The organism is Antribacter sp. NEAU-D49 (genome assembly GCF_057158775.1).
On the sequence record NZ_JBXTSN010000001.1, the window covers coordinates 92,681 to 116,046 of the forward strand.

Annotated in this window: 23 protein-coding genes; 19 read left to right on the plus strand and 4 right to left on the minus strand. The window is 72.2% G+C overall.

Features of this window, described 5'->3' with window-relative positions; genetic code table 11:
• The first annotated feature begins 6 nt into the window (after positions 1 to 6).
• Positions 7 to 681, plus strand: coding sequence for an O-methyltransferase (locus tag AC060K_RS00400; RefSeq protein ID WP_483763460.1), 675 nt, complete (start codon positions 7 to 9; stop codon positions 679 to 681).
• Between the two features lie 78 nt (positions 682 to 759).
• On the opposite strand, the gene AC060K_RS00405 is transcribed toward AC060K_RS00400, so the two are convergent.
• The gene (locus tag AC060K_RS00405; protein ID WP_483763461.1) at positions 760 to 3,102 is read right to left on the minus strand and encodes a non-reducing end alpha-L-arabinofuranosidase family hydrolase; all 2,343 of its coding nucleotides are present in this window, start codon (positions 3,100 to 3,102) and stop codon (positions 760 to 762) included.
• Positions 3,103 to 3,270: 168 nt separating this feature from the next.
• Positions 3,271 to 5,487: a rhamnogalacturonan lyase family protein gene (locus tag AC060K_RS00410; RefSeq protein WP_483763462.1), complete on the minus strand. Its 2,217-nt coding sequence runs from the start codon at positions 5,485 to 5,487 to the stop codon at positions 3,271 to 3,273.
• Between the two features lie 283 nt (positions 5,488 to 5,770).
• Between AC060K_RS00410 and AC060K_RS00415 the strand changes: the two genes are divergently transcribed.
• From AC060K_RS00415 to AC060K_RS00500, 18 genes are all read left to right on the plus strand, one after another.
• Positions 5,771 to 6,349: an NUDIX hydrolase gene (locus AC060K_RS00415; RefSeq protein WP_483763463.1), complete on the plus strand. Its 579-nt coding sequence runs from the start codon at positions 5,771 to 5,773 to the stop codon at positions 6,347 to 6,349.
• Positions 6,350 to 6,634: 285 nt separating this feature from the next.
• Positions 6,635 to 6,799 carry a hypothetical protein gene (locus AC060K_RS00420; protein WP_483763464.1) on the plus strand — a complete coding sequence of 55 codons (165 nt, stop codon included), beginning with the start codon at positions 6,635 to 6,637 and terminating at the stop codon, positions 6,797 to 6,799.
• A gap of 1 nt (position 6,800) precedes the next feature.
• Positions 6,801 to 7,373, plus strand: a complete 573-nt coding sequence (locus tag AC060K_RS00425; RefSeq protein ID WP_483763465.1) for a signal peptidase I — start codon at positions 6,801 to 6,803, stop codon at positions 7,371 to 7,373.
• Positions 7,370 to 8,071 carry an LPXTG cell wall anchor domain-containing protein gene (locus AC060K_RS00430; RefSeq protein ID WP_483763466.1) on the plus strand — a complete coding sequence of 234 codons (702 nt, stop codon included), beginning with the start codon at positions 7,370 to 7,372 and terminating at the stop codon, positions 8,069 to 8,071. Before AC060K_RS00425 ends, AC060K_RS00430 begins: the two co-directional genes overlap by 4 nt.
• Positions 8,064 to 8,639, plus strand: coding sequence for a hypothetical protein (locus AC060K_RS00435; RefSeq protein WP_483763467.1), 576 nt, complete (start codon positions 8,064 to 8,066; stop codon positions 8,637 to 8,639). The genes AC060K_RS00430 and AC060K_RS00435 overlap by 8 nt, the downstream gene beginning before the upstream one ends.
• Complete coding sequence (locus tag AC060K_RS00440) at positions 8,636 to 9,127, plus strand: hypothetical protein (protein ID WP_483763468.1); 492 nt, start codon at positions 8,636 to 8,638, stop codon at positions 9,125 to 9,127. The genes AC060K_RS00435 and AC060K_RS00440 overlap by 4 nt, the downstream gene beginning before the upstream one ends.
• A 45-nt stretch (positions 9,128 to 9,172) precedes the next feature.
• Positions 9,173 to 9,817: a pyridoxal 5'-phosphate synthase glutaminase subunit PdxT gene (pdxT, locus tag AC060K_RS00445; RefSeq protein ID WP_483763469.1), complete on the plus strand. Its 645-nt coding sequence runs from the start codon at positions 9,173 to 9,175 to the stop codon at positions 9,815 to 9,817.
• Between the two features lie 9 nt (positions 9,818 to 9,826).
• Positions 9,827 to 10,585, plus strand: a complete 759-nt coding sequence (locus tag AC060K_RS00450) for a YebC/PmpR family DNA-binding transcriptional regulator (RefSeq protein ID WP_483763470.1) — start codon at positions 9,827 to 9,829, stop codon at positions 10,583 to 10,585.
• 72 nt (positions 10,586 to 10,657) lie between these two features.
• Positions 10,658 to 11,224 (plus strand): crossover junction endodeoxyribonuclease RuvC, encoded by a 567-nt coding sequence (gene ruvC, locus AC060K_RS00455; RefSeq protein WP_483763471.1) that lies wholly within the window; start codon positions 10,658 to 10,660, stop codon positions 11,222 to 11,224.
• Between the two features lie 106 nt (positions 11,225 to 11,330).
• Positions 11,331 to 11,951: a Holliday junction branch migration protein RuvA gene (ruvA, locus tag AC060K_RS00460; RefSeq protein ID WP_483763472.1), complete on the plus strand. Its 621-nt coding sequence runs from the start codon at positions 11,331 to 11,333 to the stop codon at positions 11,949 to 11,951.
• A gap of 22 nt (positions 11,952 to 11,973) precedes the next feature.
• Complete coding sequence (gene ruvB / locus AC060K_RS00465; protein WP_483763473.1) at positions 11,974 to 13,083, plus strand: Holliday junction branch migration DNA helicase RuvB; 1,110 nt, start codon at positions 11,974 to 11,976, stop codon at positions 13,081 to 13,083.
• 68 nt (positions 13,084 to 13,151) lie between these two features.
• Positions 13,152 to 13,613 carry a preprotein translocase subunit YajC gene (yajC, locus tag AC060K_RS00470; RefSeq protein WP_483763474.1) on the plus strand — a complete coding sequence of 154 codons (462 nt, stop codon included), beginning with the start codon at positions 13,152 to 13,154 and terminating at the stop codon, positions 13,611 to 13,613.
• Between the two features lie 125 nt (positions 13,614 to 13,738).
• Positions 13,739 to 15,640, plus strand: coding sequence for a protein translocase subunit SecD (secD, locus tag AC060K_RS00475; protein ID WP_483763475.1), 1,902 nt, complete (start codon positions 13,739 to 13,741; stop codon positions 15,638 to 15,640).
• Positions 15,640 to 16,734, plus strand: coding sequence for a protein translocase subunit SecF (gene secF, locus AC060K_RS00480; protein WP_483763476.1), 1,095 nt, complete (start codon positions 15,640 to 15,642; stop codon positions 16,732 to 16,734). The genes secD and secF overlap by 1 nt, the downstream gene beginning before the upstream one ends.
• A 7-nt stretch (positions 16,735 to 16,741) precedes the next feature.
• The gene (locus AC060K_RS00485; protein WP_483763477.1) at positions 16,742 to 17,323 is read left to right on the plus strand and encodes an adenine phosphoribosyltransferase; all 582 of its coding nucleotides are present in this window, start codon (positions 16,742 to 16,744) and stop codon (positions 17,321 to 17,323) included.
• A 58-nt stretch (positions 17,324 to 17,381) separates the two neighbouring features.
• Positions 17,382 to 19,766: a RelA/SpoT family protein gene (locus AC060K_RS00490; protein ID WP_483763478.1), complete on the plus strand. Its 2,385-nt coding sequence runs from the start codon at positions 17,382 to 17,384 to the stop codon at positions 19,764 to 19,766.
• A 75-nt stretch (positions 19,767 to 19,841) separates the two neighbouring features.
• Positions 19,842 to 20,375: a Uma2 family endonuclease gene (locus AC060K_RS00495; protein WP_483763479.1), complete on the plus strand. Its 534-nt coding sequence runs from the start codon at positions 19,842 to 19,844 to the stop codon at positions 20,373 to 20,375.
• 70 nt (positions 20,376 to 20,445) lie between these two features.
• On the plus strand, positions 20,446 to 21,600 hold the full coding sequence (locus AC060K_RS00500) for an ATP-dependent DNA ligase (protein WP_483763480.1): 1,155 nt from the start codon (positions 20,446 to 20,448) through the stop codon (positions 21,598 to 21,600).
• A gap of 7 nt (positions 21,601 to 21,607) precedes the next feature.
• On the opposite strand, the gene ligD is transcribed toward AC060K_RS00500, so the two are convergent.
• Entirely contained in the window at positions 21,608 to 22,684 is a 1,077-nt protein-coding gene (gene ligD / locus AC060K_RS00505) for a non-homologous end-joining DNA ligase (protein WP_483763481.1), read from the minus strand.
• 9 nt (positions 22,685 to 22,693) lie between these two features.
• Positions 22,694 to 23,299: a hypothetical protein gene (locus tag AC060K_RS00510; RefSeq protein ID WP_483763482.1), complete on the minus strand. Its 606-nt coding sequence runs from the start codon at positions 23,297 to 23,299 to the stop codon at positions 22,694 to 22,696.
• Positions 23,300 to 23,366: the final 67 nt, after the last annotated feature.

Below are 23,366 nucleotides of genomic sequence, written 5' to 3' on the forward strand. Positions count from 1 at the left end.
CGGAGAATGTACGAGGGTGACGAGATCTGGACAGCGGTCGACCGGTACTTCATCGACAAGCTGGTGCCCGAGGACGACGCCCTGGCCCACGCGCGGGAGAGCTCGACCCGCACGGCGATGCCGCTGGCCGACGTCGCACCCAACCAGGGCGCGTTCCTCGCCCTGGTGGCCCACCTCGCGGGCGCGCGACGGGTGCTCGAGTTCGGCACCCTGGCCGGGTACTCGACCATCTGGCTCGCCCGGGCCGTCGGACCGGAGGGCGCCGTGGTGACCTTCGAGATCGACGAGCCGACCGCCGCGGTCGCTCGCGAGAACCTCGAGCGGGCCGGGGTCGCCGACCGCGTCGAGGTCGTCGTCGGCCCGGCCACCGAGTCGGTGCAGCGGCTGATCGACGACGGCGTCGAGCCGTTCGACCTGGTCTTCATCGACGCCGACAAGCCCAGCAACAAGCGTTACCTCGACGCTGCGCTCACGCTGAGCCGGCCGGGCACGGTGATCATCGGCGACAACGTCGTGCGTAACGGCGCGGTGGCCGACCCGCAGAGCGACGACCCCCGCGTGCTCGGCACCTGGGCGCTGATCGACGCCCTCGGAACCGACTCGCGCATCGCCCACGCCACGGCCCTGCAGACCGTGGGCCTCAAGGGCTGGGACGGCTTCGCGATCGCCGTCGTCCGCTGAGCGGGCCGGACGGACGGTAGGGCTCCGCAGGCGGGTGCCTACGGAGCCCGACCGTCCGTCGCCGAGCGAGGACCGCCGTCAACGCCGGAGCGTCAGCAGGCCCGGACGATAGGGGAGCTGCCCGTAGTCCATGCCGTCGGAGCTGGGGTCGCGGCCCTGATACAGGAGCTGCAGGTCGCAGGGGTCGACGGTCATGGTCTGGTCGGCGCTGGTACGGATGAGCTCACCGTGGCTGATGTCGTTCGTCCACGTCGCGCCGCTGTTGGCCTTGCCCGCAAACGGGTTCGACTCGGTCGCGGCCTGCGGCGTCCAGGTGCCCGAGAGGCTGTCCGCGGTGAACGAGCGGAAGAAGCGCACCCCGTTGGTGCCCATCGCCTCGACGAGCATCAGGTACTTCTGGGTGCCCTTGAGCTTGTACACCTGGACGGCCTCGAACAGGTTCTCCCGCGTGTCGCTCATGACGACGGTCGACGCCGTCCCGAAGTCGCCCGGGAAGTTCCCGATCGGCATGCTGGCCCGGTAGATCTTCCCGTTGTCGCCCGCGAAGAACAGGTACATGTTCCTGTCGTCGCCGATGACCGTCTGGTCGATAGGGCCGTACGGAGCGTCCGCGACGCTGCCGGAGAACAGCGGCCTCGCCTCCGACCAGCCGTTCACGTTCGTCGGGTCGCTCGACGTCCGGTACATGAACGGCGCCGGCCCCCACTGGTAGGTGAGCACCCAGGTGTTCTTGGGCGCGAAGTAGAACAGCGACGGTGCGACCGTCCCGGACGGCATCGCGGTCTGCGTGGCGGTCGCCAGCTCGGACCAGTTCGAGACGAGGCCGAACGTCATCGAGCCCCAGGTGTCACCCGCGTCGTGCGTGGTCGCGATGACGAGGTGCTTCCCCTGGTACGGCGCCGTCGTGAAGTCCTTCAGCGACACCCAGCCGGACCTCGGCTGCGCCAGGGGGCCGGTGGACGTCCAGCTGTAGCGCGTCGGCAGCTCGCAGGCCGGCGCCGACGGCGACGGGCTCGGCGAGACCGTGGGTGACGCGCTCGGACTCGGCGAGACCGTCGGAGACGCGCTCGGGGACGGCGCCGGCCCGGCTCCGGAACCGCAGGGGAGGGCGGCAGCGGCCGGGGCGGAGCCGCTGCCGATGAAGCCGAAGCCCGTGCTCTGGCCGGCGCCGACGTTCCCGTTCCAGGCGACGTTGGTGACGGTGGAACCGGAGAGGTTGCCGTTCCAGAGCTGGGTGGGCGTGACGCCGCTGGGGAGCGTCACGCGCCAGCCGCTGATCGCGGAGCGCGCGGTGACCGTGACCTCGCCCTGGTAGCCGCCGCCCCACGAGTTGACGACGCGCAGCGCGGCCGAGCAGGCGCTCGCGGGCGGCGTCGGCGTCGGCGTCGGGGGAAGGGTGGTCAGGGACGGCGAGACCGAGGGAGACGGCGACGGCGACGCGGCCGGCCAGTTCTTCGAGGCGACCGACCACGGCGCCCGGGAGCCGAGCCCCGACGGGTCGAGGACGTACCGCCGCGCCGTCGCGTTGTCGTTGAGGACCAGGTCCAGGAACGAGACGACGGCGGTGACGCCGTCGGCCAGCTGCGCGCCGGTGATGAACCCGCCGTGTCCCGCGTCGGGGTTCGAGGCGCGGACCGCGGGGACGCGCACGAGGTCGTAGTTGGCCCGGGAGTTGTCGTACGCGACGTCGGACGGGCCGCCGTCTAGAAACATCACGGGCGTGTGCAACCTGCTGAGCTCGGTGCGCGAGTAGCCGAGCGAGCCGTCGGCGAACAGGCCGCTGTTCAGGGCGACGACGGCGGACACCCGCTGGTCCTGCCCGGCGACGAGCGCCTCGATGCCGCCGCACGAGTGGCCCGCGGTGGCGACCCGTGACAGGTCGAGCCGTCCCGCGAGCGGGGCGCCGGTGCGGCGCTGCTCCCCCTCGGCCCAGGTGACGGCGTCGGTCAGGAGCGAGGGGATCGGCTGGCCGCTGGGCACGCCGTTGGGCGAGCCGTCGGCCGACCCGGTGTCGACGACGACGAACCCCTTGGACGCGATCGTGGTCAGCAGCCGGGTGACCTCGCTGTTGTCGGTGTGCGCGCACGCGCCGTTGCCGAACGCGATGACGGGCAGGCCGCCGCCGGCCGCCGCAGGGTCGGACGGGCGGAACACCGTGTACCGGTTGTCGCCGTACGCTCCCTCGCGGGTGACGGCAAAGCTGTTGTCCGTCATCGGCGGGCCGTCCGCCGCGGCGCGGACCGACTGCACCGTCGCGGCGAGGTCCCCCGAGCCCTCCGCGGCTGCGGGCTGCTGGGCGAGGCCGGCGGCAACGAGCCCGACGACGGCCAGCGTGGCGGCGCCGAGCGACACCGTCCGTCTCTGGGGCAGTGTGCCCGAGCTGGTTCCGGAGCCCGGGAACCGGGCGCTACGTGGGTGCATCGTCGTGTACCTCCTGCGCGTCGTGAGCGATCACCTGGAGGTTTATCGATACACCGGGTGCGGCACCGACGGCAGGGTGCGTACCGATTAAGGCGACGCCAGCGCGGCACGCCCGGGGCGGGCGGACCGCACGGTCCGCCCGCCCCGGGTCTGGTGCCCCGGCCCCGGTTACGGGGTGTGGATGTTGGGCCAGGGGTAGCTGCTGACCTCGCTGCCGATGTGGAAGCTCGGGTGCGGCGGCTGGTTGTAGCCGGTGTTCTGCCAGGCGACCGCCACGCGGTACTGCACGTCGTGCATCAGCGTCGCGATGCGCAGGTTCGTCCGGTGCGGCGTGGCGTAGATGCGCAGCGCCGAGGAGTCGCTGGTCCGCCAGACCACCTCTTCGCGCCAGTCGCCGAACAGGTCCGCCGAGAGCGACGGCGTCGCCTTGGTGCCGTTGTTCGACGCCACGCCCGAGCCCGTCAGCTGGCGCCCGCTCTGGTAGTCGTTGATCTGCGTGCCGTCGAGGAGCTCACGCTCGCCGTCACCGTCCCACCAGGACAGGAAGTTCGCCGAGCTCGGCTTGGTGCCGACGGAGCCTCCGGAGGCGTTCCGCAGGTCGGTCACGTTCAAGGACCAGTACTCGCCCCCCGGGTTGGCGGTGGTGACGTTCGCGGCGACGCCTCGGCCGTTGTCGCCGCTGGGGCTGGTCTGGAACAGGACCGTGCCGTTCGAGCCGATGAGGCTGGAGGACGGCATGGAGCCGTCCTCGTGCACCATGAACACCTCCTGTCCCGCGCGGCTGGGCACGAAGTCCGAGACGTGGAGCGCGTCGCCGTGGCCCATCCGGGAGTTCCACAATGCGTTCCCGTCCGAGCCGACCACCATCGCCCCGTAGACGACGTCCTGGCGGCCGTCGCCGTTCAGGTCGGCGATCGAGAGGCTGTGCGCGCCCTGCCCGCGGTACTGCGAGCCCTTGACGTCGGAGTCGAAGATCCACCGGGTGGTGAGGTCCCGGCCGTTGAAGTCCACGGCCCAGATCACCGAGCGCGTGTAGTAGCCGCGCGCGAAGATCATCGACGGCGTGGAACCGTCCAGGTAGGCGGTGCCGGCCAGGAAGCGGTCGACCCGGTTGCCGTAGCTGTCGCCCCAGGCGGACACGTTGCCGCGCGGGGGCTGGTAGTCGACGGTGTCGATCGCCCCGCCGGTGCGGCCGTCGAAGATCGTCAGGTACTCCGGCCCCGTCAGGATGTAGCCGCCGCTGTTGCGGTGGTCGGCGCTGGCGTTGCCGATGACGACGCCACGGCCGTCGCGCGTGCCGTCGGCGGTCTTCATGGCGATCTCGGCGTCGCCGTCACCGTCGTAGTCGTACACCTGGAACTGGGTGTAGTGCGCCCCCGACCGGATGTTGCGCCCCAGGTCGATCCGCCACAGGCGGGTGCCCTGGAGGGTGTAGGCGTCGATGATCGTGTTCTCGGTGACGCCGGACTGCGAGTTGTCCTTGGCGTTCGACGGGTACCACTTGACGATGTACTCGTAGTCGCCGTCGCCGTCGAGGTCGGCGACGCTGGCGTCGTTGGCCTCGTAGGTGCTCGAGGGCCTGCTGATCGGGATGTCGAAGTATCCGCCGGAGCCGAACCGGACCTCGGTGCCCGAGCGCGCGCCCTCGGTGCCGTTGGTGACGGCTGCGACGGTGTAGGTGCCGCTGCCGCTGGCGTCGAGGTAGTTCGTGGCCCCGGTGATCGGTGACGCGTTGAGCTTCTGGCCGTCACGGTAGACGTTGAAGGCCGCGTTCGGGTTGTCCGTGCCGAGCAGGCGCCAGCTGACGAGGTTGCCGCTGCCTGATGGTACGACGGTCACCCCGCGGGTGAGGGCCTCGACCTCGTAGACGCCGTTGCCGCCGCCAGGCTGCTCGCCGTCGCCGGTGGTGACGTCCAGGTAGTCGACGTTCGGCAGGCCCCCGGTGGTTGTCGCGGCCAGGCGCACCGTGGTGGAGCCCGCGTTGACGGGGACGGTGACGGTGCTGATTGCCCACGTGGTCCACGCGCCGGTCGGCTCCAGCCCGACGGTCTGGACGGTGGCGCCGTTGACAATGACTGACGCCGGCCGGTTGGCCGTGCCGCCGTTGGCGTACCGGATACCCAGGGTGGCGGAGCCGGCGGCGGCGGACTGGATCGTGAAGTCGATGCCGGCCCCGACCGCGTTGTCGGAGTTGCAGAACCCGGTGCCCGAGTGCCCGGCGTGGTTGGACTCGATCACGCCGTTGCAGACGGCCGGGGCGGACTCGGCCTCGTACCGCGTGGTCGCTGCGTGCGCCGTGTTCAGCGCGACGAGGCTCGTCGCGACGACGGCGAGCCCGGAGAGCCCGGCCACCGCCGCCCTTCTGGTGGTTCTCTGCCTTGACATTGATTCGCTCCTCTGTGGGGTGGCTCGGCCGTGGCGGGCACGCCCGAGGTTCTGGCGAGGCGCGGCGACGGCAAGCGGCTCCGTTGCCACGATGTCATCGAACAGCCCGGCATTGAATCGTGGATTGAATCGTTCAAATGCGGGACGTCAACGAACGTAGGGCCGCCGGTTTCCGAACGTCAATGGAATCCCCCCGATTTAAACGATTCAGATTGCGAGGGTGGTGGTGCGAGACCGGTCGGCGACACCGGTGAGGCCCGCGGTCCGACGTATCGTCGTCGGCATGAACAGGGCTAGCGACGCCGGCGCCACCGCACCCGGGCCCGGCACCACCTCCCTCGGCCCGGACTGGGTGGTCGGGCCCGACGGGTTGCGGTTCCGGCGCGCGGCGCGCGTGATCGTCCTCGACGACGCGGGCCGTGCCCTGCTCGCGCGCGGGCACGACGCCGACCAGCCGGAGCGGTCGTGGTGGTTCACCGTGGGCGGCGGTATCGACGCGGGGGAGAGCGAGGTCGAGGCCGCGCTCCGCGAGCTGCGCGAGGAGGCCGGGCTGGTGCTGACCGCGGCCGACCTCGAAGGCCCCGTGCTCACGAGGTCAGCCATCTTCGACTTCTTCGCCGAGACGTGCCGCCAGGACGAGGTGTTCTTCGTGGCCCGGGTCAGCGGCGGCTACGTGCCCGACCGCGCGGGCTGGACGGCTGTCGAGCTCGACGTGCTCGACGAGCTGCGGTGGATGTCCGCCCACGACCTGCGCACCCAGCCGCTCGAGGTGTTCCCCCACGTTCTCCCCGACCTCGTGGAGGCCCTCGCGCAGGGGTGGGACGGGACTGTGCGGCACCTCGGCACGGAGCACGACGACTAGGTCCTCACCTCTGGCCTTTTCACCCTCCTTTATCCCGCTCCTCGCGCCGGGTTTCGTGGCGTGTCGCCCTGTTTTGCCTGAGATCCTGCGGCAACACGCCCGGGTGCGCGTCAAGCGAAGGCCCTTTACCGTGCGGAGCAAGGGCACGGCGACGAAGGCGCCCACCTCGCGCTCGGTGACGTCGCCATCGGCGCGCCCGACTGGGAGGCCGACAACGCCTTCACGGCCGAGCTCACCCTCCAGGATCCGACCTTCACGGTCAACGGTGCCGCCGCCACGCTGCCCGTGCCGGTCACAGCGGGGGACACCGTGGAGGTCGACCTGGGCGTGGTGTTCGACGGCCCGGGCGCCACCAACGCCTCACAGTCCACGACCACCGCGCAGCTCGTCGCGGCGCTCGCCGACGTGACCGTCACGCTCACCCAGGCGCACGAAGAGGTCGCCCCCTGACATGGGGGACGTGCTCCGGGTCACGGGGCGCGCCCTGGCTCTGGTGCTGCTCGTCGTCGCGGGCTCCGCGCTGCTCGCAGGAGTCCTCGTGCCGCGGCTCGCCGGGGCCACGCCCTACGTGGTGACCACCGGCTCCATGCGCCCCGCGCTGCCCGCGGGGACGCTCGCCGTCGTGCGTCCGGCCGACCCGGCGACGATCCGGATCGGCGACGTGGTCACCTACCAGCTGCGGTCCGGTGACCCCCAGGTGGCGACCCACCGTGTGGTGGGCGTGGGCTCCACGACGACCGGTGAGCGCACCCTCGTCACGCGCGGCGACGCCAACACCGGCACGGACCCGCACCCGGTACGGGAGGCGCAGGTCCGCGGCGTCCTCTGGTACCAGGTCCCGTACCTGGGCCGTGTGTCGGTGCTGCTCGGTCCCGGCCAGCGGGAGGCCGCCACGACCGGCCTGGTCGTGCTGCTCCTCGGTTACGCCGCGTGGCAGGTCGCGGGTGCCGCCCGTGCCCGGCTCTCCCGCCCTCGGGAGGAGCCCGCGGCGGTCGCCGTGCCCGAGCACGGGGGCGGTCCGTGACGGCCCGCGCCGTCCGGCGCGGCCTGCGGGCCGCGGGCACCGCGGCGCTCGCGGCGGTCCTCGTGGCCGGAGCGCTCGGCACGGTCGCCGCGGCGGAGGTGCCCGACGACGCCGTCGGGCTGAGCGTCGACGGCGTCACCTGGACGCCCCGGCTCGAGGCCGACCTCTTCGACCCGGCGTTGCGCTGGATACCCGGCCATGCCGAGGACGCCACCCTCTGGGTGCGGAACCAGAGCGGACGCGCCGCCACAGGGTGGGCCGAGGTGGTCGTCGCGGGCGGCGGTGACCTCCCGGCGGACCTCGAGGTGCGGACGAGCATCGGCGACGAACCCTGGACCGAGGGCGTCCGCTCGCGAGCGGTCGAGCTGGACCCGGAGGAGGTGGTCCCGGTGCGGTTCTCGGTGTCCTTCGACCCCGCGTCGGGCAACGAGACCCAGCTGGAGTCCGCGAGCCTGGCGGTGCACGTCACCCTGACCGACCCGGGCGTCGCCGTGCCGTCGCCGATCGGGGGCTCGCCGCCGCCGACACCGGTGCCGCCGGGGGACGCGCCGCGGGCGCCCGACGCCGCCCCGGAGGGGGTACGGCCGCCGTCGGCCGCCCTGCCCGTCACCGGAGGCGACGTGCTGCCGCTCCTGCTCGTCGCGGGCGCGGCCGTGGTTGCCGGGGCCCTGATCCTTGTGCGGAGGCGCCGTGGCTGAGCGCACCATCGCCTCGCTCGCCCGCCGTGCGCGCCGCGCGGCTCTCGTCGCGCTCGCCGTCCTCCTGGCGGCCTGTGCCGGCGGTGGCGTGGCCTGGGCCTGGTGGGCGGCGTCCGGCTCGGCGCAGCCGCCCGAGGCGGTCGCCGGGCGCCTGGACCTCGTGCTCGGGGCCACAGGCCAGTACGTGATCGGCCCGGGAGGCACGTACAACCTCGACCAGCTCGACCTGACGAACGCGGTGCCGGGCAGCCAGCAGGCGCAGGCCTTCACCGTCGGCAACGGCAGCACCGCGCGGGCGGCGTTCGCGTACTCGGTCACCGCGACGACGTCGCGCCCGGACGCGGTCGAGGTCGTCCTGCGGTACGGCGCCACCGACGCGGGGACGACGTGCACGGGCGGGACGACGACGCCGCCCACCACCGTCCTGCAGCCCGTCGCCCAGGGCGTGACCACAGGCCGCCAGGCGGTGTGCGTCCAGGTGCGCGTGCTGCCCACCGCCCCGAGCTCGTTCCAGGGCCAGTCGGCGACGGTGACCGTCGTGGTCGCGGCGACCCAGGTGGCACCGTGAGGCGCCGGGAGACCGCCCGCGCCGCGCTGGCGAGCCTGGCCGCGTTCGGCGTGGGGCTGCTCGCCGTGACCGGGCTGCGGGCCGCGCCCCCGGCCCACGCGTGGTGGTCCGACTCGGTGACCGACACCGCGACGGTGAGCGCGTGGACCATCCAGGCGCCGGCCACCACCTGCACCGACACGGACGGCCAGCTCTTCGAGACCGCGGCGGTGACCTGGCCCGAGGTGACGTCCCCGGCGGTGCTCGACTACCGGGCGACGTTCAACGGGCAGCCGGTCGCCGTCACCGACAACGGGACCACGCGGTCGGTGGTGATCAACCAGGGGCTCATCACGCAGGTGCTCGGCAGCCTGCTGGGCGGGACGTACACGATCGTCGTGACGCCGTTCCTGCCCGGGACCACGTGGACGGGGCCGACGTCGACCCGCACCGTCCGTGGCGGCGTCTCCGTGATCCCGCTCGGCCTGACGCTCGAGTGCAACCCGTGAGCGCCCGCCGCAGGGGGTCCGCGGTGGGCCGTAAGATGGACGGTCGTGACCGCACCTACCGTCGGAGTCCTCGCCCTGCAGGGCGACGTCCGTGAGCATCTCGCGGCCCTGGAGGCCGTCGGCGCACGCGCCGTGCCCGTGCGGCGCCTCGCTGAGCTCGAGGCGGTGGACGGCCTGGTCCTCCCCGGCGGGGAGTCCACCACCATCGACAAGCTGCTGCACATCTTCGGGCTGGACGAGCCGCTGCGCACCGCGGTGAAGGCCGGGCTGCCGGTGTACGGGTCGTGCGCGGGGATGATCCTGCTCGCCGACCGCATCCTCGACGGGATCGACGGGCAGCGGACCGTGGGCGGCATGGACGTCGTGGTGCGCCGGAACGCGTTCGGCCGGCAGGTCGACTCGTTCGAGACCGACCTGGAGATGGCCGGGATCTCGGACCAGCCCGGTGGCGGTCCGGTCCGTGCCGCCTTCATCCGGGCGCCCTGGATCGAGGAGGCCGGGCCGGACGTCGAGGTCCTCGCCCGCATCCCCGCGACCGACATCCAGGGCCGTCCGGTGGCGGCCGCCGGTAGGATCGTCGCAGCACGACAGGGATCGCTGCTCGCCACCGCCTTCCACCCGGAGATCACCGGTGACGCGCGTGTGCACGGGCGGTTCGTCCAGATCATCGAAGCATCGCGAAGGGATTGACTCAGGGTCATGTCAGGGCACTCAAAGTGGGCCACGACCAAGCACAAGAAGGCCGCGATCGACGCCAAGCGTGGCAAGCTCTTCGCGAAGCTGATCAAGAACATCGAGGTTGCCGCGCGCACCGGTGGCGGTGACCTGGCCGGCAACCCGACGCTGTTCGACGCGGTCCAGAAGGCGAAGAAGTCGTCGGTCCCGAACGACAACATCGACCGCGCGGTCAAGCGCGGCTCCGGCGCCGAGGCCGGTGGCGCGGACTACCAGACGATCATGTACGAGGGCTACGGCCCCAACGGTGTCGCCCTCCTGGTCGAGTGCCTCACCGACAACAAGAACCGGGCCGCCTCCGAGGTGCGCCTCGCGTTCTCCCGCAACGGCGGCAACCTCGCTGACCCGGGCTCGGTCTCGTACCTGTTCTCCCGCAAGGGCCTCATCGTCGTGCCCAAGACGGAGGGCGTGGGCGAGGACGACGTCATGCTCGCGGCGCTCGACGCGGGCGCGGAGGAGATCACCGACCTCGGCGAGAGCTTCGAGGTCCTGAGCGAGGCCACCGACCTGGTGCCGGTGCGCACGGCGCTGCAGGACGCGGGGATCGACTACGACTCCGCCGACGTGGTGTTCCACCCGTCCATGCAGGTCGAGCTCGACGTGGAGGGCGCCCGCAAGATCATGCGCCTGATCGACGCCCTCGAGGACAGCGACGACGTGCAGAACGTCTACGCCAACTTCGACGCGTCCGACGAGGTCATGGCGGCCCTCGAGGAGGACTGAACCTCCCCGGCGCCCCGAGCGTCCCCGGCGCGTGGCGCCGGTGCACGCCCTCACCCGTGAGAGGGTGAGGGCGTGCGCGTCCTCGGGGTGGATCCTGGCCTGACCAGGTGCGGCGTCGGCGTGGTGGACTCCCTCCCCGGCCGTCGCGCGTCGATGGTGGCCGTGGGTGTCATCCGGTCCTCGACGGATCTGTCGGTGGACCTCCGGCTGCTTCACCTCGCCGAGAGGCTGGACGCCTGGATGGACGAGCACGTCCCCGACGTCGTGGCCGTGGAGCGCGTGTTCGCCCAGCACAACGTCGCCACCGTGACGGGCACCGCCCAGGTGGCGGGCCTGGCCATGCTCGCGGCGGCCCGGCGCGGCGTCCCCGTGGCGCTGCACACGCCCAGCGAGGTCAAGGCGGCGGTCACCGGCTCCGGCCGGGCCGACAAGGAGCAGGTGCAGCGCATGGTCGCGCGCATCCTCGGCCTGGCCGAGCTGCCCAGGCCCGCCGACGCGGCCGATGCCCTGGCCCTCGCGGTGTGCCACCTGTGGCGGCCCGCCGGTGCGCTGCAGGGCGGCGACCGCCACGAGCTGACCTCCGCCCAGCGTGCTTGGGCGGCCGCGGAGCACGCGGCCAAGCAGCGCCCGCGGCGCTGAGAGACCCGGCCACCGGCTGCGGCACGCCGGGGCACCCGCGTGCGCTCCGGCGTCGGCCCGCGTTGTTAGGATCGCACGGACGTTCGATCGAGGAAGGGGGGCGCCGGTGATCGCCTCGCTCACGGGGACGGTGCAGCACGTGGGGCTGGACCGCGCGGTCGTGGAGGTGGGCGGCGTCGGCTACCTGGTCCACGCCACGCCCACCACGCTGGCGGCGCTGCGCGTGGGGGAGCAGGCCCGGGTGGCCACCTCCCTCGTGGTGCGCGAGGACTCCATGACGCTGTACGGCTTTGGTGACGCCGACGAGCGCGACGTCTTCGAGGCGGTCCAGTCGGTCAGCGGCGTCGGCCCGCGCCTCGCTCTCGCGATGCTCGCGGTCCACACGCCTGACGCGCTGCGGCGCGCGGTGGCGGGGGAGGACCTGGCCGCGCTGATGCGCGTGCCCGGCATCGGCAAGAAGGGTGCCCAGCGCATCGTCCTCGAGCTCGGCGACCGCCTGGGAGCCCCGCTGCCCGACGGCGGCTCGCACGCCCCGGCCGCGCCCGTCGCCGACGACCGGACCGCTCAGGTGGTCGAGGCGCTGACCGGCCTCGGCTGGCAGGCCAAGGCGGCCGAGGACGCCGTCGCGAAGGTGCTCGCCGAGGCGGGTACCGACGTGGTGGCCGAGGCGGACGTTGCTGTGACCCTGCGCGACGCGCTCCGGACGCTGGGAGGCCGCCGTGGTTGAGCGAGGCCGAGAAGGCGCTGAGGTGGGTTCTTCGAGCGGGTTCGGCGACGAGAGCGTCGGCACCGGCCGGATCGTCAACTCGTCGGCCGACGACGTGGAGCGTGCCGCCGAGGCGGCGCTCCGGCCCAAGCGGCTCGACGAGTTCGTGGGCCAGCGCGTGGTGCGCGACCAGCTCTCCCTGGTGCTCCAGGCGGCGCTCGCCCGAGGGAACCCGCCCGACCACGTGCTGCTGTCGGGCCCGCCCGGGCTCGGCAAGACCACCCTCGCCATGATCATCTCGTCCGAGCTCGGCACCTCGCTGCGCGTCACGAGCGGCCCCGCCATCCAGCACGCCGGCGACCTCGCGGCCGTGCTGTCCTCGCTGGAGGAGGGCGAGGTGCTGTTCATCGACGAGATCCACCGTCTCGCGCGCCCCGCCGAGGAGCTCCTGTACGTGGCCATGGAGGACTTCCGCGTCGACGTGGTGGTCGGCAAGGGCGCCGGGGCCTCCGCGATCCCGCTGGCCCTGCCCCCGTTCACCGTGGTGGGGGCCACCACGCGGGCGGGCCTGCTGCCCGCGCCCCTGCGCGACCGGTTCGGCTTCACCGGGCACCTCGACTTCTACTCCGCCGAGGAGCTCGAGCGCGTCATCCTCCGCTCCGCCGGCCTGCTCGGCGTCGAGCTGCAGCACACCGCCGCCCACGAGATCGCCGGCCGGTCGCGAGGCACCCCCCGCATCGCCAACCGCCTGCTACGTCGCGTGCGCGACTGGGCGCAGGTGCGTGGCGACGGCGTGCTCGACCTGCGGGCCGCCCGCGCGGCCCTCGAGGTGTACGAGGTGGACCCCATCGGCCTCGACCGGCTCGACCGCGCGGTGCTCAAAGCGCTCTGCACCCGGTTCGGCGGAGGGCCCGTAGGCCTCACCACGCTCGCCGTCACGGTGGGCGAGGAGCCCGAGACCGTCGAGACCGTGGCCGAGCCCTACCTCGTCCGCGAGGGCCTTGTGGGACGCACCCCCCGAGGCCGCGTCGCCACCCCCGCGGCCTGGGCCCACCTGGGCCTCACCCCGCCCGCCGGGGCGCCCGGGACAGCGAACCCGGCGTCGTCCGGACCGTTCCGCGCACCCGCAGGGGTCACGCTCTTCGAGGAATGACCCACAGCACCCCCGGACCGACCTAGACTGTGGTGGTTCCCACTCCCGACCGAACAGGATCTGCCACCGTGGGCGACCCGACATTCCTCATCCTCATCGTGCTGCTCGCCGCAGCGATGTTCTTCATGTCCTCGCGCACGCGCAAGCAGCAGCGTGCCGCGCAGACGTTCCGTGCGAGCCTCGAGCCGGGCAAGGAGATCATGACGGCGTCCGGCATGGTCGGCCGGGTCGTGAGCGTCGACGCCGAGACCGAGATCGTCACCGTCGAGTCCGAGTCCGGTGCCCGGACGGAGTGGGTCCTGGCCGCCGTCAACGAGCGTCCGGCGCGCTACGCCACGCCCGCCGAGGACGACACGGACGCCGACGACGAGGACGGCACCACCACAGATGACGGTTCCGTCACAGACAAGCCGGGAACGGCAAGTAGCATCGCCCCCGACGTGATCGACGTCCCGGACGACCTGTCCGGCCTCGACGACGCACCTCGGGACCCCAAGGCGCGCCGGGACGGCGACACCGACGGCAAGTGACGACCGCACCGGCCGGGGCCACCCGGCCGGTGCCGAACCCGCGCCGCTCGCGGCGCGCACACGAGAAGAGACAGAAGTTGGCGACTCCTACCCGGCGCTCGCGGCCGGTTCGCACGATCGTCCTCATGACGGTCCTGACGATCCTGCTGCCCTTCGGCGCGCTCCTTGCCGGCGTGCAGCTCGACCCACGCTCGAGCGAGAATCCTGACGGCGCAAGCCTGGCCCCCGGCCTCGCGCTCGACCTCCAGGGCGGTACCCAGGTCATCCTGAAGCCCGTCACGACCGACGGCTCGGAGGTGACCGCGGAGGCCCTGGACGAGGCGATCAACGTGATCCGCCAGCGCATCGACTCCTCGGGCGTCTCCGAGTCGGAGATCGCGAGCCAGGGCGGCGAGAACATCGTCGTCGGCATCCCCGGCGAGGTGGACGACGACACGATCGCGCTCATCAGCAAGGCCGCGCAGATGAAGTTCCGGCCCGTGCTGACGTACGACGTGGGCATGGCGGCACCGGAGCCGTCGGCCAGCCCGTCGGCCGACCCCAGCGCAGCCCCGTCCGCCGACGCGAGCGCGGCCCCGGCTCCCGACGCTGCCGTCGCGAGCCCGGCCCCCGACGCGAGCGCCGCGCCCTCGGCGGAGGCCAGCCCGTCCGCGGAGGCCAGCGCCCCGGCCGAGGAGGAGCCCGTCACGGCGACGGACCCCAGCGACCTCGCGCAGATCACGCCCTCCGTGCAGGAGCAGTTCACCGCTCTCGACTGCACCGACCCCGAGAACCTCAAGGGCGGCGGCGGTGACGACCCCGCCAAGGTGCTCGTCACGTGCTCCCAGGACGGCACGCTGAAGTACATCCTGGGCCCCGTCGAGGTGGACGGGACCGACCTGACGAACGCGAGCTCGGGCCTGAAGACGGGCGCCAACGGCGTGGTCACGAACGAGTGGGCCGTGAACCTGCAGTTCAACGGCGAGGGCACCGAGCAGTTCGCCGAGACGACCACCCGCCTGCAGGGGCTCGAGAGCCCGCGCAACCAGTTCGCGATCACGCTCGACGGCCTGGTCGTGTCCGCGCCGTCGCTGTCGCCGGGCGTCATCATCAACGACGGCCGCGCGGAGATCTCGGGCTCGTTCACGCAGGAGAGCGCCGCGACGCTGGCCAACCAGCTGAGCTTCGGCTCGCTGCCGCTCACGTTCGAGGTGCAGAGTCAGGAGCAGATCTCGGCGACGCTGGGTTCGGAGCAGCTGCAGCGCGGCCTCTTCGCCGGCCTCATCGGCCTGCTGCTGGTCGTGGTGTACTCGATGTTCCAGTACCGCACGCTGGGCCTGCTGACCGTGTCGTCCCTCGTGGTCGCCGGTGTCATGACCTACGCCGCCATCGCGCTGCTCTCGTGGGGCATGGGCTACCGCCTGTCCCTGCCGGGTGTCGCGGGTCTGATCGTGGCCATCGGTTTCACGGCGGACTCGTTCATCGTGTACTTCGAACGCATCCGTGACGAGCTGCGTGACGGCCGTACGCTGCGCGTCGCCGTGGAGCGCGGCTGGGACCGCGCCCGCCGCACCGTCCTGGCGGCCAAGGGCGTGAACCTGCTCTCCGCCGTGATCCTGTACTACATGACGGTCGGCGGTGTGCAGGGCTTCGCGTTCACGCTGGGTCTCACCACGATCATCGACGTCATGGTCGTGTTCTGGTTCACGCACCCCGTGATGGAGCTCATCTCCAAGGTGAAGTTCTTCCGCGACGGCCACCCGGCGTCGGGCCTCTCGCCCGACCGCCTCCAGGTCGCCGGTACCCGGTACGTCGGTGCCGGCCGGGTCGCCACGGGCTCCCGGTCCACCGCGCCCGCCGCGGTGGAGGACGCCCCCGCCGAGGAGCAGGTCCCGGAGCCGGCCATGGCCGGGATCGCCCCGCAGGGCCTGCCGCAGAGCGGCCCGGACGGGCGCAGGATGACGATCGCGGAGCGGCGTGCCGCCGAGCGCCGGGCGGCGGCCGAGCAGGCCGACGCGCCCGTCGACGAGAACGAGGAGAAGCACTGATGGCCGGCCGCAGCTTCGCGCAGTGGGGCAACGACCTCTACACGGGTCGCAGGTCGTACCCGATCGTCCAGAAGCGCAGCCGGTGGTTCGTCGTCACCGGTGTGCTCGCCGTGGCCTCGGTCCTCGTCCTGGTCTTCCAGGGCCTGAACCTCGGCATCGACTTCCGCGGCGGGTCGGAGTTCACCGTCTCGGGTGTCACCACCAAGGACCAGGACCTCGCCGTCGAGGCGGTGCAGTCGGTGGTGCCGAACGACGAGGCGCGCGTGACCAGCGTCGGTCAGGACGCCGTGCGCGTCCAGACCGCCGAGCTCACGGCCGAGCAGACCGACGCGGTGGCCGAGGCCCTCGCCGAGGCCTACGGCGTGAACGGGTCCGAGCAGATCACCAGCGCGTTCATCGGCCCCACGTGGGGCGAGGGCGTGTCCCAGCGTGCGCTTCTCGGTGTCATCGCGTTCGTCGTCGCGGTCGCGATCTTCATGGCGATCTACTTCCGCGCGTGGCGGATGTCCGTCGCCGCGATCGTCGCCATGCTGGCCGACCTGCTCATCGCCGCGGGCGTGTACGCGGTGGTCGGCTGGGAGGTCACGCCGTCCACGATCATCGGCTTCCTGACGATCCTGGGCTTCTCGCTCTACGACAAGGTCGTGGTCTTCGACAAGGTGCGCGAGAACACCCAGGGCGTGCTGGAGCAGACGCGCAGCACGTACGCCGAGCGGGCCAACCTGGCCGTGAACCAGACCCTCGTGCGCTCGATCAACACGTCGGTGGTGGCGCTGCTCCCGGTGGCGGGCATCCTGTTCGTCGGCGGCTTCCTGCTGGGCGCCGGCGCGCTGCGCGACATCTCGCTGTCGCTGTTCGTGGGTATCGCGGTGGGTGCCGCGTCGTCGATCTTCCTGGCGACGCCGCTCGACGTGGCCCTGCGGATCCGTGAGCCCAAGATCGCCGCGCACACGGAGAAGGTGCTCCAGGCGCGGGCCGGCCTCGTCGAGGGTGGCGCGGACGAGGAGACCCTCGCCGCCGTCGCCGCCGGCTCGGCCCAGCTCGTGCCGGGCCAGCACCTCGGCCACACGGCGCAGCCGCGGCGTCGTCGCTGAGGTCGCGTTGACCGACGACATCTCAGTCGCCGCCCTCTCCGGCCTCGGGCCGGAGAGGGCGGCGTCGGTGCGCTCCCTGATCGCCGACGTCCCGGACTTCCCCCTGCCAGGGATCATGTTCCGGGACATCACGCCGCTGCTGGCCGACGGCCCGGCGCTGTCCGACGTGGTGGACGCGTTCGCCGGTCTGGCGACGGCCGAGGGCGTCGACGTGGTGGCCGGCATGGAGGCCCGCGGCTTCCTGCTCGGCGCCCCGCTCGCGGTGCAGCTGGGCGTCGGGTTCCTGCCGCTGCGCAAGGCCGGCAAGCTGCCTCCGCCCACCGAGCGGGTCGAGTACGACCTCGAGTACGGCTCCGCGTCCATCGAGCTGCGCTCGGGAACACTCGCCCCCGGCTCCCGCGTTCTCCTGGTGGACGACGTCCTGGCGACGGGCGGCACGGCCGAGGCCGCCGCCCGCCTCGTGGAGCAGTGCGGAGGCGTGGTTGCGGGGCTCGCCTTCCTGCTCGAGCTCGCGGCGCTCCGCGGCCGTGACAGGCTGGACGGACGCCACGTCGATACGCTCCTGCGAGTGGAGTCGTCCGGGGAATAGAGGTCCCGGGGCTAGACTTGCCGTTCCGGCAGTCGTCCCAGGCAGAAGGAGGCGCGCAATGTCAGAGAACACCACGGTGTCGCGCGCGCCGTCCGGCGGTGACCCGGGCTCCGGTCCGCAGGGCCGTCAGACTCCCGCCGTACCCACCCCGGGCACGGGCGTCCGGGTGCGCAACCGTCTGGTGCGCCTGGGGGTTCGCGGTGCGGGCTCGGGGGCCTCGACGGCGGCCATCGAGCCGTTGCTGCAGGCCGTGCGCTCCAACCACCCCAAGGCCGACGTCTCGCTCATCGAGCGCGCCTACGTGATTGCCGAGAAGGCGCACCGCGGGCAGATGCGCAAGAGCGGCGACCCTTACATCACCCACCCGGTCGCGGTCTCCACGATCCTGGCGGAGCTCGGCTTCGAGGGCACCACCATCGCCGCCGCGCTGCTCCACGACACGGTGGAGGACACCGAGTACTCGCTCGACCAGCTCCGCACCGACTTCGGCGACGAGGTCACCCTGCTCGTGGACGGCGTGACCAAGCTCGACAAGGTCAAGTACGGCGACTCCGCCCAGGCCGAGACCGTCCGCAAGATGGTGGTCGCGATGGCGCGCGACATCCGCGTGCTCGTGATCAAGCTCGCCGACCGGCTCCACAACGCCCGCACCTGGAAGTACGTGCCCTCCAAGTCGGCGGAGCGCAAGGCGCGCGAGACCATCGAGATCTACGCCCCGCTGGCCCACCGGCTGGGCATGAACACCATCAAGTGGGAGCTCGAGGACCTGTCCTTCCAGGCGCTCTACCCGAAGGTGTACGACGAGATCGTGCACCTCGTGGCCGAGCGCGCGCCCGCCCGCAACGAGTACCTCGACGTGGTGAAGGCGCAGATCGAGTCCGACCTGAGGTCGGCCAAGATCAAGGCGACGGTGACGGGCCGGCCCAAGCACTACTACTCGATCTACCAGAAGATGATCGTGCGCGGCCACGACTTCGCGGAGATCTACGACCTCGTCGGCACCCGGGTCCTGGTGGACTCGGTGCGTGACTGCTACGCGGCGCTCGGCGCCATGCACGCGCGGTGGAACCCGGTCCCCGGCCGGTTCAAGGACTACATCGCGATGCCGAAGTTCAACATGTACCAGTCGCTGCACACGACGGTCATCGGCCCGGGCGGCAAGCCCGTCGAGATCCAGATCCGCACCCACGACATGCACCGGCGTGCGGAGTACGGCGTCGCGGCGCACTGGAAGTACAAGGAGGGCGCGCGGAGCAGCGCACCCAAGAACGACGACCCGCGCAACCAGGACATGAAGTGGCTGCGTCAGCTCGTCGACTGGCAGCGTGAGACGGCCGACCCGGCGGAGTTCCTCGACTCGCTGCGGTTCGAGATCGGCGGCGACGAGGTCTACGTCTTCACGCCGAAGGGCGAGGTCATCGCCCTCCCGGCGGACGCCACGCCCGTCGACTTCGCGTACGCGGTGCACACCGAGGTGGGCCATCGCACCATGGGCGCGCGCGTCAACGGGCGCCTCGTGCCGCTGGACTCGTCGCTGGACAACGGCGACGTGGTGGACATCCTCACGTCCAAGTCGGAGACCGCCGGCCCGTCGCGCGACTGGCTGGCGTTCGTCAAGTCGCCGCGGGCCAAGAACAAGATCCGCCAGTGGTTCACCAAGGAGCGCCGCGAGGAGGCCGTCGAGACCGGCAAGGAGGCCATCGCCAAGGCGATGCGCAAGCAGAACCTGCCGATCCAGCGCCTCATGTCGCACGAGACGCTCGTCGGCCTCGCCGACGAGATGCGCTACCCCGACGTGTCGGCGCTGTACGCGGCGGTGGGCGAGGGGCAGGTCTCGGCCGCGAACGTGGTGGAGAAGCTGGTCCGTGCCCTCGGCGGCGAGAACGGCGCCGAGGAGGACATGGCCGAGGCGGCCCGTCCCGCCTTCGGCACGCCGACACGACGCATCCGCGCGGGCGATCCGGGCGTGGCCCTCAAGGGGTCCGACAGCAACGACGTGTGGGTCAAGCTCGCGAAGTGCTGTACGCCGGTGCCGGGCGACGACATCGTCGGCTTCGTGACCCGCGGTCAGGGCGTCAGCGTGCACCGTTCCGACTGCGTGAACCTGGAAGGGCTGCGGAAGCAGCCCGAGCGCCTTGTCGAGGTCGAGTGGACCACCGGCGCCAACACGATGTTCCTGGTCCAGATCCAGGTGGAGGCCCTCGACCGGGCCCGCCTGCTCTCCGACGTGACGCGGGTGCTCTCCGACAACCACGTCAACATCCTCTCGGCCTTCGTCTCCACCTCGAGCGACCGCCTGGCGATCTCCCGGTTCGTCTTCGAGATGGCCGAGCCGGCGCACCTCGCGACGGTTCTGGCCGCCGTGCGGAAGGTCGACGGTGTCTTCGACGTCCACCGCATCACGGGCACCAAGGCGGCGGAGCGCCCGCAGCTCCCGGTGTAGATGTCTAGGTCTCGACGGGCGGGATTGCCCGCGACGGGCGAGACTGATACCTGTACCCCGAAAGGAGGTGGCGCGATGACAGAGCTGCTGAACCCGCTGAAGACGGACTGGACCGAGGCCGACCTGCAGCATCTTCCGGACGGGTACTTGTACGAGATCGTCGACGGAAGGCTGCTCGTGACACCCCCTGCCAAGGCTGGCCACCAGACGGTGGCCAGGGACATGCTCTTCACGTTGCTCACGGGCGTGCCGAAGGGCTGGGACGTGCTCTATGAGATCGGCATCGCGCTGGGGGAGAACCGGTTCGTCCCCGACATTGCGGTCCTGTCTCCCGGCGTAGTGCTCGCCGACGTCGAGTACAACGCCGTCCGTCCGGAGCTCGTCGTGGAGGTGGCGAGCCGGTCGACCGTGACTACCGACCGGGGCGACAAGCTGGTCGCGTACGCCGAGGCCGGGATCCCGGCGTACTGGCGGGTGGACCTGGACGGGTCCGTGGTGGTCTACGCGCTCGCCGGTGAGTCGTACGAGGTGGTGGCCAAGGTCTCGCCGGGGGAGTCCGTCGACCTGACGCAGCCGTTCCCCGTCACGCTCACGGCTCCCCGCCGCTGACGGCGGTTCCCCGAGCCAGGGAGGCCGCGAGCACTCGCCTCGGCCCCTCGCCGGTGGCAGCATCGGGGCCATGACTGCGGACCTCGACCTGCCGGTGCTGCCCCCGGTCCTGCCCATGCTGGCCCGCTCGGTGGCGAGCGTGCCCGACCAGGGTGAGGGGCCGCCGTCGTACGTCTACGAGCCCAAGTGGGACGGCTTCCGCGCGATCGTGTACCGCGACGGCGACAGCGTGCGCATCGACTCGCGGAACGCGAAGCCGATGGAGCGGTACTTCCCGGACGTCGTCGAGGCGGTGCGTGAGGCTCTGCCGGAGCGGTGCGTGGTGGACGGCGAGATCGTCATCGCCCGCGCGGGCGACGGGGGAGCCCGGCTCGACTTCGAGCTGCTCTCGCAGCGCATCCACCCTGCGGCGTCACGGGTGCGGCTCCTCGCGGAGCAGACGCCCGCAGCGTTCGTCGTCTTCGACGTCCTGGCCTTGGCCGACGACGACGTCTCGGCGCGGCCTCTCCGTGAGCGGCTCGACGTGCTGGACGGTCTGGGGCTGACCGGACCTTTGGTGTTCCGCACCCCGCGCACGTTCGACGCCGATGTGGCCCGCGAGTGGTTCGGCTCCTTCGAGGGCGCGGGGCTCGACGGCGTCGTCGCGAAGCCGCTGGACGGCCCCTACGAGGCCAACAAGCGCACCATGCTCAAGGTGAAGCACGCCCGCACGGCCGACGTGGTGCTCGCCGGCTACCGGCTGCACAAGACCTCGACGGAGGCCAAGCCGCTGATCGGATCGCTGCTGCTGGGCTTGTTCGACGACGGTGGTCAGCTGCAGTTCGTGGGTGTCGCCGCCTCCTTCCCCGCGGCGCGGCGTGCGGCGCTGATCGAGGAGCTGGCGCCGCTCGTCGTCGAGCCGGGGACGGCCGCCGCGGACGCGCACCCGTGGGCGGACTGGCAGGACCCCGCCGCCGCCGACGGGAAGGAGCGCCGGCCCGGGGCGGTGTCGCGGTGGAGCAGCGGGAAGGACCTGTCGTTCACGCCGCTGCGGGCCGAGCGGGTGCTCGAGGTCGGCTACGACCACATGGAGGGCACCCGGTTCCGGCACACGGCCCAGTTCAAGCGCTGGCGGCCCGACCGCGAGCCGGCGTCGTGCACGTACGAGCAGCTCGAGGAACCGGTGTCGTACGACCTGGGCGACCTGCTCCCGGGCGCGCCCCTGGCCACGCTCGCGGGCGGCTGAGGAGTCGTCAGTCCTTCGGCCGGTCCTTGTCACGGCTCGGCTGCACCCGCTTCGGCTCGCCCGGCATCTTGGGGTACTCGGGCGGGTACGGCAGGTCGCCCAGGCCGTGCTCCTGCTCGTCACGGTCGGCGAGATCGAGGGCAGGGCGCAGGTCGCAGTCGAGCGACGGGTCGCGGTCGGCGCGGAGGGCCGCGTACAGGTCGCCCTTCTCGGCGAGGCGCGCCGGCACGGTGGTGACGTCGAAGTCGTCGGGGTGGACCTGGTCCACCTCGTCCCACTCGAGCGGCGCGGACACCGTGGCCCGCTTGTTCGCACGGATCGAGTAGGCGGACGCGATGGTGCGGTCGCGGGCCATCTGGTTGTAGTCGACGAAGATCTTCTCGCCCCGCTCCTCCTTCCACCACTTCGTCGTGACCTGGTCGGGAAGGCGCCGCTCCAGCTCCCGGCCGATCGCGATGGTGGCGCGCCGGGCCTGGGTGAACGACCAGCCCGGCGTGAGAGGCACGAACACGTGCAGGCCCCGGCCACCCGACGTCTTGGGGTAGCCCGTGAGCCCCAGCTCCGTCAGCAGCTCCCGCAGGTGCGGGGCGACGGCGACCGCCTCGGCGAACGCCGTGCCCGGCTGCGGGTCGAGGTCGATCCGGAGCTGGTCCACGGCCTCGACGTCGTCGCGGCGGACGGGCCACGGGTGAAAGGTGAGAGTGCCCAGGTTGGCGGCCCACGCCACGACGGCCGGCTCCGTGGGGCACACCTCGTCGGCGGTCCGGCCGCTGGGGAAGGCGATCGTCGCCGTCTCCACCCAGTTGGGGGCACCCTGGGGGAGGCGCTTCTGGTAGAAGGCGTCGCCGTGGCTGTCGGCCCGGGTGGACATCACCGCGCCGTCGAAGAAGCCCTTGGGCCAGCGCTCCAGCGTGGTGGGACGGTGCAGCAGCGCGCCGGTGATCCCGTCGGACACCGCGACGAAGTACTCCACGACCTGCAGCTTGGTCAGGCCCCGGTCCGGGAAGACGACCCGGTCCGGGCTGGAGACGCGCACGGTGCGGCCGGCCACGTCGAGCTCGACGGCTGGAGTCTTGGTCGCCATGGAGCCAAACTAGCCGGGCAGCGCCGCTACCGCCGCCGAGAGCGCCCGGCGCGCCGCAGGCCGCCCGACGACGCGCTGCCGCTGCTCCAGCAGCCGGGCCGCGAGACGAAGGTCCGCCCCGGCGCGCGCCAGCCCGCGCAGGAGCCTGACGGCCTCGGGGTGCGGCACCCGGCAGGCGACCTCGACAGCGGTCCGGACCGGCGACATGACGGCGACCCCCGCGACGCGGTCCGTGTCCCGCTGAAGGCGTGGCGCCTGGTGCACGTGCAGACCCGGTCGCGGCGCCGGGTGGTGGGTGCCGAGCGGATAGGCCACCTCCGTTGCCGTGCCCGGGGGCAGCCGGACGACGGGCCGGCCGTTGTACAGCCCCGTGTGCACCCAGGCGGCGGACCGGCCCGCGAGGACACAGCGAGGCGGCACGACGGCGGCGAGGGCGAGCGCTCGGTGGACCGCTGTCAGGACGGTGCCACGCGGGACCGCCGCGTCGTCGTGCAGGAGGTCCAGCGCGCCCGCGCGGAGGAGGTCTGCCCACGCCGCACGGCCGCCGACGTGGTCCGGCTCGACCACACGCAGGGGCGGCCCGGACGCCGGGTCGAGCAGGGTCGCGAGCATCACGGACCGACCCTAGACGCACGATGCCCGGCCGTGCTGAGCACGGCCGGGCATCCTGTGGACGAACGAG

Coding starts and splice junctions, on each gene's coding strand:
- AC060K_RS00400 (WP_483763460.1), top strand. CDS start 7: ATGTACGAGGGTGACGAGATCTGGACAGCGGTCGACCGGTACTTCATC.
- AC060K_RS00405 (WP_483763461.1), bottom strand. CDS start 3,102: ATGCACCCACGTAGCGCCCGGTTCCCGGGCTCCGGAACCAGCTCGGGC.
- AC060K_RS00410 (WP_483763462.1), bottom strand. CDS start 5,487: ATGTCAAGGCAGAGAACCACCAGAAGGGCGGCGGTGGCCGGGCTCTCC.
- AC060K_RS00415 (WP_483763463.1), top strand. CDS start 5,771: ATGAACAGGGCTAGCGACGCCGGCGCCACCGCACCCGGGCCCGGCACC.
- AC060K_RS00425 (WP_483763465.1), top strand. CDS start 6,801: ATGGGGGACGTGCTCCGGGTCACGGGGCGCGCCCTGGCTCTGGTGCTG.
- AC060K_RS00450 (WP_483763470.1), top strand. CDS start 9,827: ATGTCAGGGCACTCAAAGTGGGCCACGACCAAGCACAAGAAGGCCGCG.
- secD (WP_483763475.1), top strand. CDS start 13,739: ATGACGGTCCTGACGATCCTGCTGCCCTTCGGCGCGCTCCTTGCCGGC.
- secF (WP_483763476.1), top strand. CDS start 15,640: ATGGCCGGCCGCAGCTTCGCGCAGTGGGGCAACGACCTCTACACGGGT.
- AC060K_RS00490 (WP_483763478.1), top strand. CDS start 17,382: ATGTCAGAGAACACCACGGTGTCGCGCGCGCCGTCCGGCGGTGACCCG.
- AC060K_RS00495 (WP_483763479.1), top strand. CDS start 19,842: ATGACAGAGCTGCTGAACCCGCTGAAGACGGACTGGACCGAGGCCGAC.
- AC060K_RS00500 (WP_483763480.1), top strand. CDS start 20,446: ATGACTGCGGACCTCGACCTGCCGGTGCTGCCCCCGGTCCTGCCCATG.
- ligD (WP_483763481.1), bottom strand. CDS start 22,684: ATGGCGACCAAGACTCCAGCCGTCGAGCTCGACGTGGCCGGCCGCACC.